This window comes from Pseudomonas sp. FSL W5-0203 (genome assembly GCF_001896155.1).
Classification (GTDB): Bacteria; Pseudomonadota; Gammaproteobacteria; order Pseudomonadales; family Pseudomonadaceae; genus Aquipseudomonas; species Aquipseudomonas paracarnis.
In genome coordinates this window covers 1-2506 of the sequence record NZ_MPOR01000089.1, presented here as the reverse complement: position 1 = coordinate 2506, position 2506 = coordinate 1, and the positions used below count along the sequence as shown (strand labels likewise).

The window sequence follows — 2506 nt, the reverse complement described above, 5'->3', positions numbered from 1 at the left end:
ATCACTGGCGGATTACGGGCACACCGAGCCTAAGCGAGGTGCCGAGTGGTGGGGCAAGAGCGTTTTGCTTACTTTTGTCTGGGCCGGCATTCCGGCTTTTCAAAAGTGAGCCACTGTCAGAGCGGAACCCTAGGTGGCTGTTACCGCAGGAATGGATATACACACAATCCAACGGTGTTGACTGCCAGGCCGCCTTCGCGAGCAAGCCCGCTCCCATAGTTGGATTGTGGGGTGTCAGGCAGATAGGCGTCGGCTGTCAGGCCGCTATCGCAGGCAAGCCAGCTCCCACATTTGGATCGTGGGGCGTCAGGTAGATATGCGCTGGCCGCCGGGGCCGTCACGGGAGCAAGCTCCCACAGGGAACCGCGCCCATTTCAAGCCAGGTAGCCATCCCCGCGCAGCAGGGTTTCCAGGCAGTGCTCGGTGATGTGATAGAACGCCTTGAGCTCCTGGATTTTTGCCAATAGCTGCGCGTTGTCCACAGGCTCGGCACGTTTGACCGCCAGGATCATCTTGTTCTTGTTCGTGTGTTCCAACGAGATGAACTCGAACACCTTGGTCTCATAGCCACAGGCTTCAAGCAACAATGCACGCAGGCTGTCGGTGACCATTTCTGCCTGCTGGCCCAGGTGCAGGCCGTATTGCAGCATCGGCTTGAGCAACGCCGGACTCTGGATCTGCAGGCGGATCTGTTTGTGGCAGCACGGCGAGCACATGATGATCGACGCACCGGAACGGATGCCGGTGTGGATCGCGTAGTCGGTGGCGATGTCGCAGGCATGCAAGGCAATCATCACGTCCAGCTCACTGGGCGCCACGCTGCGCACATCGCCGCATTTGAACACCAGCCCCGGGTGTTCCAGGCGTGCGGCGGCGCTGTTGCACAGGGTGACCATGTCTTCACGCAACTCGACACCGGTGACCTCGCCCTCGGCCTTGAGGGTATTGCGCAGGTAATCGTGAATGGCGAAGGTCAGGTAGCCCTTGCCCGAGCCGAAATCGGCGACACGCACCGGGCGGTCGAGCTGCAACGGCGACGACGTCAGCGCATGGCTGAACACTTCGATGAACTTGTTGATCTGCTTCCACTTGCGCGACATCGAGGGGATCAGCGCCTGCTTGGCGTCGGTCACGCCCAGGTCGGCGAGGAACGGCCGGCTCAGGTCGAGGAAGCGATTTTTTTCGCGGTTATGCTCAGCCGAAGGCGCCTCGCGCAGTTGCTGCGGTTTACTTTTGAACAGCGAGCTTTTGTTCTTCTTGCTGTATTCCAACTGGGCTTCGTCGGTCAGCGCCAGCAAGTGCGCGTTCTTGAACGAGCTGGGCAACAGCTCGCCGATCGCCGCAACGCCGTCGTCCAAGGGGAAGTTCTTGGTGATATCGCGGGTCTTGTAGCGATAGACGAACGACAGGCATGGCCGGTCCTTGACGACTACCGGCTTGATGATCAGCCGCTGCAACTCGGCTTCCTCACCGACGTACTTGGCCAGCACCAGCTTGATAAAAGCGTTCTGGGCCAGGCTTGCGCTCAACAGTTCGATGAACTGGGCATGATGATCCGGCGCAGGGCGGGCAGGTTGAGCGGTGACGGACATGAACAAAAACGCCTCGGGTAAAGAATGCCGGGCATTTTAGGCGGGATGGGGGTTCAGGGCACGGGGTTATTTGATCAACGGTCAATCAACCCGAATAAGGATGCTGCCTTGTGTGAGAGCTGGCTTGCCTGCGATGCAGGCCACTCGGTTAATCAGGCAAACCGAGGCGATGCCATCGCGGGCAAGCCCGGCTCCCACAGAAAGCAGTTATTCGAGTACGACCAGGCGATTGGGCAGTTCGTTGCGGGTGTGAGTAACGGGCACATGCACCTTGAGCAACTCGCCACAGGCTTCAACGCAGGCGATGAACCCGGCCAGCGTCTGCCCCTGTTTCACCTGCTGGGTAAACGCCTGGACAATAGCGTCCCAATTGCTGTCATCCAGGCGCTTGGAAATCCCCTCATCCACCAGGATCTCCACATAACGCTCAGCCTCGCTGACAAAAATCAGCACCCCGGTGCTGCCCAGCGTGTGGTGCAAGTTCTGCTCCAGAAACTGCCGCCGCGCCAGGTTGGACGCACGCCAGTGGCGTACCGAACGCGGGATCAGCCGAGTAGTGACCTTGGGCAAGCGGAACACCAGGCACAGCACAATGAACGTCGCCCACTGCGCCACCAGCAAGGTGTACATGGTCAGGTAACCCGACAGGTAATGCACCACGCCCGGCACCACCAACGCGATCAAGCTCGCCCACAGCAACGGAATGTAGGCGTAGTCGTCGGCGCGCGCCGCCAGCACGGTGACCAACTCCGCGTCGGTGGTTTTCTCGACCCGGGCGATCGCTTCGGCGACTTGGCGCTGCTCGTGTTCAGTCAGTAATGCCATGGTTGTAAATGCTCTATTCTCGTTATTGTCATTACCAGCTGCCCGAAGCCCCGCCACCGCCAAAACCACCGCCGCCGCCGCGGAAACCA

Annotated in this window: 2 protein-coding genes; both read right to left on the bottom strand. The window is 59.9% G+C overall.

Features of this window, described 5'->3' with window-relative positions:
* Nucleotides 1–374: 374 nt before the first annotated feature.
* Complete coding sequence (locus tag BOP96_RS29090) at nucleotides 375–1592, bottom strand: class I SAM-dependent methyltransferase (RefSeq protein ID WP_032903206.1); 1218 nt, start codon at nucleotides 1590–1592, stop codon at nucleotides 375–377.
* Between the two features lie 207 nt (nucleotides 1593–1799).
* Complete coding sequence (locus BOP96_RS29085) at nucleotides 1800–2417, bottom strand: TPM domain-containing protein (RefSeq protein ID WP_032903207.1); 618 nt, start codon at nucleotides 2415–2417, stop codon at nucleotides 1800–1802.
* Nucleotides 2418–2506: the final 89 nt, after the last annotated feature.